Origin of the sequence: Klebsiella sp. Q2 (assembly GCF_009900705.1) — a bacterium.
GTDB classification, from domain to species: Bacteria; Pseudomonadota; Gammaproteobacteria; order Enterobacterales; family Enterobacteriaceae; genus Klebsiella; species Klebsiella quasipneumoniae.
Map to the genome: position 1 here is coordinate 87,673 of NZ_JAAABE010000009.1, position 6,407 is coordinate 94,079.

7 protein-coding genes are annotated in these 6,407 nt (G+C 60.6%); 5 read left to right on the forward strand and 2 right to left on the reverse strand.

Annotated features, from left to right (window positions below; all coding sequences use genetic code 11):
* Nucleotides 1-6 precede the first annotated feature (6 nt).
* Nucleotides 7-1,110 (reverse strand): 2-aminoethylphosphonate--pyruvate transaminase, encoded by a 1,104-nt coding sequence (phnW, locus tag GT756_RS24665; protein ID WP_004202236.1) that lies wholly within the window; start codon nt 1,108-1,110, stop codon nt 7-9.
* Nucleotides 1,111-1,251: 141 nt separating this feature from the next.
* Here phnW and phnR point away from each other — a divergent pair, with 141 nt between their 5' ends.
* From phnR to phnV, 5 genes are all read left to right on the forward strand, one after another.
* Nucleotides 1,252-1,971, forward strand: a complete 720-nt coding sequence (phnR, locus tag GT756_RS24670; RefSeq protein WP_160125113.1) for a phosphonate utilization transcriptional regulator PhnR — start codon at nt 1,252-1,254, stop codon at nt 1,969-1,971.
* Between the two features lie 178 nt (nt 1,972-2,149).
* Nucleotides 2,150-3,163 carry a 2-aminoethylphosphonate ABC transporter substrate-binding protein gene (gene phnS / locus GT756_RS24675; protein WP_160125114.1) on the forward strand — a complete coding sequence of 338 codons (1,014 nt, stop codon included), beginning with the start codon at nt 2,150-2,152 and terminating at the stop codon, nt 3,161-3,163.
* A gap of 5 nt (nt 3,164-3,168) precedes the next feature.
* Nucleotides 3,169-4,281, forward strand: coding sequence for a 2-aminoethylphosphonate ABC transport system ATP-binding subunit PhnT (phnT, locus tag GT756_RS24680; protein ID WP_049092166.1), 1,113 nt, complete (start codon nt 3,169-3,171; stop codon nt 4,279-4,281).
* A complete protein-coding gene (gene phnU / locus GT756_RS24685; RefSeq protein WP_004202231.1) occupies nt 4,281-5,141 on the forward strand; it encodes a 2-aminoethylphosphonate ABC transporter permease subunit in 861 nt (286 codons plus the stop codon). The genes phnT and phnU overlap by 1 nt, the downstream gene beginning before the upstream one ends.
* A gap of 2 nt (nt 5,142-5,143) precedes the next feature.
* Nucleotides 5,144-5,941, forward strand: a complete 798-nt coding sequence (gene phnV, locus GT756_RS24690) for a 2-aminoethylphosphonate ABC transport system, membrane component PhnV (protein ID WP_064178482.1) — start codon at nt 5,144-5,146, stop codon at nt 5,939-5,941.
* A gap of 204 nt (nt 5,942-6,145) precedes the next feature.
* On the opposite strand, the gene GT756_RS24695 is transcribed toward phnV, so the two are convergent.
* A partial coding sequence (locus GT756_RS24695) for a carbohydrate porin (protein WP_032423035.1) occupies nt 6,146-6,407 on the reverse strand: 262 nt, incomplete at its 5' end.

Below are 6,407 nucleotides of genomic sequence, written 5' to 3' on the forward strand. Positions count from 1 at the left end.
GGTTCCTTATTGTTTCCAGTACATGGCGTTGTCAATGGCCGCCAGCAGGGCGGTGATGTCGGCGTCGTAGACTTCGCCGATGTTGCCGATGCGGAAGCAATCGCTTTGCGACACTTTGCCCGGATAGATAACGAAGCCCTGATCTTTCAGCTTCTGGTAGAAGGTGTGAAAGCGATACTGCGGCGCGTCCGGTGAATAAAAGGCGGTAATGATCGGCGAGTGCAGGCTGTCATCAAGCAGCGTCCGGAAGCCGAGCGCGCGCATTCCGGCGACCAGTCGGCGCTGATTGTGGCTGTAGCGCTGATGGCGGGCGCTGACGCCGCCCTCCTGGGCCAGTTCTTTCAGCGCCTGAGCGAAGGCCAGCACGGTATGGGTCGGTGAGGTGAAGCGCCACTTGCCGTGGTTATCCTCCATACAGCGCCACTGGGCGTAAAGATCCAGCGACAGCGAGCGCGAGCGGCCTTTGCAGGTGGCCAGCTCCGATTCGCGGGCGATGACGAAAGCGAAGCCCGGCACGCCCTGAATGCATTTGTTGGCGGAGCTTATCAGATAGTCAATATTCAGCGCGGCGATATCCAGCGGAATGCCGCCGAAGCTGCTCATCGCATCGACGATATAGCGTTTGCCATACTCCTTCGCCAGCGCGGCTACCTCTTCGATCGGGTTGAGCATGCCGGTGGTGGTTTCGCTATGCACCATCGCGATATGGGTGATCATCGGGTCATCCTGCAGGATCCGCGCGATCGCCGCCGCGTCCGGACGGGCGACTTCGCCGCAATCGTAAGGATGAAAGGCGATGCCCATCAGCTGCGCCATCTCAATCATACGCGCGCCATAGGCGCCATTGCTGACGATCAGCACTTTGCCCTGTTCGCCGATGACGCTGCCGAGCACCGCTTCGACCGCGTAACTGCCGCTGCCCTGCAGCAGCACCGCCGTATAACCGTCGGCCGGGGTGGCCAGCTGCACCAGCTGCTGGCGAATGGTCTGTACCACGCCGAGATTGTAATCATCATCCCAGGTGCAGCTATCGAACAACATCGCCTCTTTCACCGTGCGGGAGGTGGTTAGCGGGCCGGGAGTCAGCAGCAGGTAATTCCGTGAAGTCATTTGTCTCACCATTTGGTCTATACCAGATTTATATTTATCATGGAGACAAAGCCGGGGCAGGGTCAAAGGAAATGTGGCGCTGCAACAAAAAATTCATCTGGCTATGTATAATGAGCGCACCAAACGTGGCAGCGAGTAAACATGAAATCACCCTCTGGCGAGATGCCGCAATACCTGATGATTAAGGCGCAGCTGCAGGCGCGTATTCAAAACGGCGCCCTCAAAAGCGGCGATAAATTGCCTTCCGAGCGCGAGCTGTGCGCGCTGTTCAACACGACCCGTATCACCGTGCGCGAGAGCCTGGCGCAGCTGGAGGCCAGCGGCGTGATCTACCGCGCCGACCGCCGCGGCTGGTTTGTGACGCCGGAGCGTCTGTGGCTGGATCCGACGCAGAACACCAACTTCCACAAGCTGTGTCTCGAACAGGGACGTGAGCCGAAAACGGTGCTGCTTGATGGCCGCTTAACCGCCGTGCCGCTGGATGTGATGGCGCCGCTGGCGCTGCAGCCCTTCGATCAGGTCTACCTGCTGACCCGCCTGCGCTATGCCGACGGGCGTCCGGTGTGCTATTGCGAAAACCACTGCCTGCCGGCCCGGGTGCCGGAGCTGCTGCGCCACGATCTCAGTGGCAGTCTGACCGAGATTTATCAGAGTCACTACGACCTGATCTATACCAGTATGCATCTGTCGTTTTATCCCACCTCCATGCCGCCGCAGGCCGCAGAGGCGTTGGGGGTGATGGAGGGGCGCCCGGCGCTGCTGCTGCGCAGGCTGAATTACGATCAGCACGGGCGTATTCTTGATTACGATATCGAATACTGGCGGCATGACAGCCTGCGGATCGAAGTCGATACCCATTGATTTTATTGTATTAACCCTTCCCGTATCCCCGGTGGCGTCAGCGTTAACCGGGGGCGACGTATCCCCTTCGCTTTAACTCTTTCGACACACTTCTTTCATTGTTTTGTCATAAACCCTCGGTAGCGTGAACGCAAATCTGGTCTACACCAGAACAACTAACTGCGATGAGGCTAACACGATGAAACTCTCCCGACTTGCTCTGCTGTCCCTGTTCGCGCTGACCAGCTCCCCGGTTTGGGCGGACGGCGTCGTCACGGTTTACTCCGCCGACGGCCTGCATGACGGCGATAACAGCTGGTATCAGAGCCAGTTCGACGCCTTCACCAAAGCGACGGGTATCAAAGTGCAGTATGTGGAAGGCGGCTCTGGCGCGATCGTCGAGCGTCTGGCGAAGGAGCGCACCAATCCGCAGGCCGATGTGCTGGTCACGGTGCCGCCGTTTATCCAGCGCGCCGCGAAAGAGCGGCTGCTGGCCACCTTTACCCCACAGGGCAGCGCGCAGATCCCCAGCGCCAATGACCGCTATTCGCCGCTGGTGAACAACTATCTGACCTTCATCTATAACGGCCAGTTGCTGAAAACCGCGCCGGCCAGCTGGCAGGATCTGCTGGATAGCCGCTTTAAGAATAAGCTGCAGTACTCCACGCCGGGCCAGGCGGGGGACGGCACCGCGGTGATGCTGCAGGCCTTCCACAGCCTTGGCGGCAAAGATGCCGGCTTCGAGTATCTGGGCAAGCTGCAGGCCAATAACGTCGGCCCATCGGCCTCCACCGGCAAGCTGACGGCGCTGGTCAACAAAGGCGAGCTGTACGTCGCCAACGGCGATCTGCAGATGAACCTGTCGCAGATGGCGCGTAATCCGAACGTCAAAATCTTCTGGCCGGCGGACGACAAAGGCGAGCGCAGCGCGCTGGCGCTGCCCTACACCATCGGGCTGGTGCAGAACGGACCGAACAGCGAAAACGGCAAGAAGCTGATTAATTTCCTGCTGGATAAACCGGCGCAATCCAGCGTCAGCGCGCGCTCCTGGGGCTTACCGGTGCGCAACGACGTGGCGCCGGATGACGCTAACTTTAAGGCAGCGCAGGCGGCGCTCGACGGCGTGAAGCGCTGGGAACCCAACTGGGACGACGTCGCGGTTTCTCTCTCGGCGGATATCGCCCGCTGGCATAAAGTGACCGATAGCGAGTAAGCCTGATGTTAATGAAAACCACCGTCATCTCTTCCCCGTCGCTGGCGGGGACCTCCGGGATCACCCTGGACTCGCTGCGCGTTTCCTACCACGGCAACGTGGTCTTAAAACCGCTGTCATTGACCATTGAGCCCGGTGAAGTGCTGGCGCTGATTGGCCCTTCCGGTTCCGGGAAAACCACCGTGCTGCGGGCGATTGCCGGTTTTGTGCAACCGGCTGGCGGGCGGATCCTGATCGGCGACACGGACGTCACCCACCTGCCGCCTTACCAGCGTGGGCTGGCGATGGTGGTGCAGAACTACGCGCTGTTTCCTCATATGAAGGTGGAAGACAACGTCGCCTTCGGCCTGCGGGCGCAAAAGCAGCCCAGGGGGCTTATCGCCGGGCGGGTGACCGAAGCCTTAAAAATCGTCGGTATGGCGGACTACGCCACCCGCTATCCGCATCAGCTTTCCGGCGGCCAGCAGCAGCGCGTGGCGATAGCCCGCGCGATTGCCGTGCGTCCTCGGGTGTTACTGCTTGATGAACCACTGTCGGCGCTGGACGCGCAAATTCGCCATAACATGGTGGAAGAGATTGCCCGCCTGCATCGCGAACTGCCGGAGCTGACCATCCTCTACGTTACCCACGATCAGACCGAAGCGCTGACCCTGGCGGACAAAATCGGCATTATGAAAGACGGGTCGCTGATCGCCCACGGTGAAACGCACGAGCTGTACCACTATCCGCCGAACCGCTTTAGCGCCGAATTCCTCGGCCGCGCTAATATCCTGCAGGCGACGGCGCTGAAAGACAGCCCCGAGCCGGGTCTGGTGAACGTAAGCTGCGGCGGCGGCCTGGTCAACGCCTTCTGCCGGGGCGGCCTGCATGGCAACAATAAGCTGTTATGCATTCGCCCGCAGCACATGAGCCTGGCGCCGCGATCGGCAACCAGTAATCGCCTCAACGCCACCCTGACGTCGGTGCACTGGCAGGGCGATCTGACGCATCTGCTGTGCGACGTCGCGGGCGAAGCGGTGAGGATCGTCATGACTCACGTAAATCCACTGCCGCGCGCGGGGGATAAGCTGGCGCTCTACTTCGAACCTGGCGATGCGGTTCTGATCGAGGTGCAATGATGGCGCAAACCCTCACGCTTGCGCGTCCGGCGCGAAACCTGCGCCCTTACCTGTGGCTGGCGTTGCCGCTGCTGGTGCTGGCGACGCTGTTTTTCTATCCGCTGCTGCTGATCGCCGAACAGGCGTTACGCGACGCCAGCGGCAACCTGAGCCTCGAGACCTTCTGGCAGGTGATCGACTCTAAGCGCTTTATTGGCGCGCTGCTCAATACCTTACAGATTGCGGTGTTCGCCACCCTTGGCTGCCTGGTGCTCGGCAGCGTCCTGGCGCTGATTCTGGTGTTTATTCCGTTCCCCGGCAGCCAACTGGTGGGCCGGGTCATTGATACTTTTATTGCGCTGCCGACCTTTCTTATCACTCTCGCGTTCACCTTTATTTACGGCTCGGCGGGGCTGCTCAACGGCACCCTGATGGCGCTGTTTGCTTTTGAACTGCCGCCGGTAGACTTCCTCTATTCGATTAACGGCGTGATTCTGGCGGAGATTACCGTGTTTACGCCGCTGGTGATGCGCCCGCTGATGGCGGGACTGCGGCAGATAGATAAGAGCCAGCTGGAAGCGGCGAGTATTCTCGGCGCTCATCCGTTACGGGTGATTACCCAGGTTATCTTCCCGGCGGCGCTGCCGGCGCTGATGGCGGGGGGCAGCCTGTGCCTGTTATTGACCACTAACGAGTTCGGTATCGTGCTGTTTATTGGCGCCAAAGGGGTCAATACCCTGCCGATGATGGTCTACAGCAAGGCGATTCTGGAGTCGGATTACAGCGTGGCCTGCATGATTGCGCTGATCAATATTTTGCTGTCGCTGGGGCTGTTTATGCTCTATCGGCTGGCGGCGGTGCGCACTGGCGTAAGGAGTTAACGATGTTGATTTGGTCGCGTAAAGGCCGCGCGGCGGCGGGCGCGCTGGCGGTGACGCTTTTTGCCGGCGTTTTCCTGCTGCCGCTGGCGGTGATTTTACTCTCCAGCCTGAGTAAACAATGGAACGGCCTGCTGCCCACCGGCTTTACCTTTGCCCACTTTGTTAACGCGTTTCGCGGGGCGGCGTGGGATTCGCTGTTTTCCAGCCTGGTGGTGGGCTTCTGCGCCAGCCTGCTGGCGCTGCTGTGCGGGATGTGGGCGGCGCTGGCGCTGCGCCAGACTGGCGCGAAGCTGCAGAAATATCTTGGGCTGATGTTTTATCTGCCCAGCGCCATCCCCTCGGTTTCCGTGGGACTGGGCATTCTGGTGGCCTTCAGCCAGGGGCCACTGCAGATGAACGGCACCTTCTTTATCGTCCTGGCGGCGCATTTCGTGCTGATCTCGGCCTTTACCTTCAGCAACGTCACGACCGGCCTGGCGCGGATTTCCGCTGATATTGAAAACGTCGCCTCCAGCCTGGGCGCTTCACCGTGGTACCGCCTGCGCCATGTGACGCTGCCGCTGATGACGCCATGGATGATCTCGGCGCTGGCGCTGAGCCTGTCGTTGTCGATGGGAGAGTTAGGGGCGACGGTGATGATCTATCCGCCGGGCTGGACGACGCTGCCGGTGACCATTTTCAGCCTGACCGATCGCGGTAATATAGCCGATGGCTCGGCGCTGACCATCGTGCTGGTGGGCGTCACGCTGCTGTTGATGATGAAGCTGGAGCGCATCGCCCGTCGTTTGTGTCAGAGATAAAGAGTGGATGTCGTCATGCGGGGCTGGCGCCAGACCGCCCGGCGGCGCTGCGCCTGCCGGGCCTGGGGGGATCCCGCAGGCCTCCTCCGGAACGTAGGCCGGATAAGGCATGTATGCCGCCATCCGGCATAAATGGAGCGCACCAGTCGTAGCCCGGCTAAGCGTAGCGCCAGCCGGGAACGCTCCTTCGACAACGCTATCGCATCAGAACCACGCCTCAAACATCCCGCCGACGTTCAGCGAATCCAGCTGCTGGTCCTGGGTGCCGTTGACCTTCGCGGTATGCTCATTGTCCACCTGGCCGCCGGTCACGTAGAAGCGCAGCATCGGACGGAACTCCGGCCCCATGCCGATGGCGATGTTCTGCGACAGCGTCAGCTTCCAGCCGTGGTTATCCCCGCCCTGGTCGTAGTCCACGCGCTGGTAGCCCGCTTCCAGCCAGGTGGAGTGCACGTCGTTCCAGAAA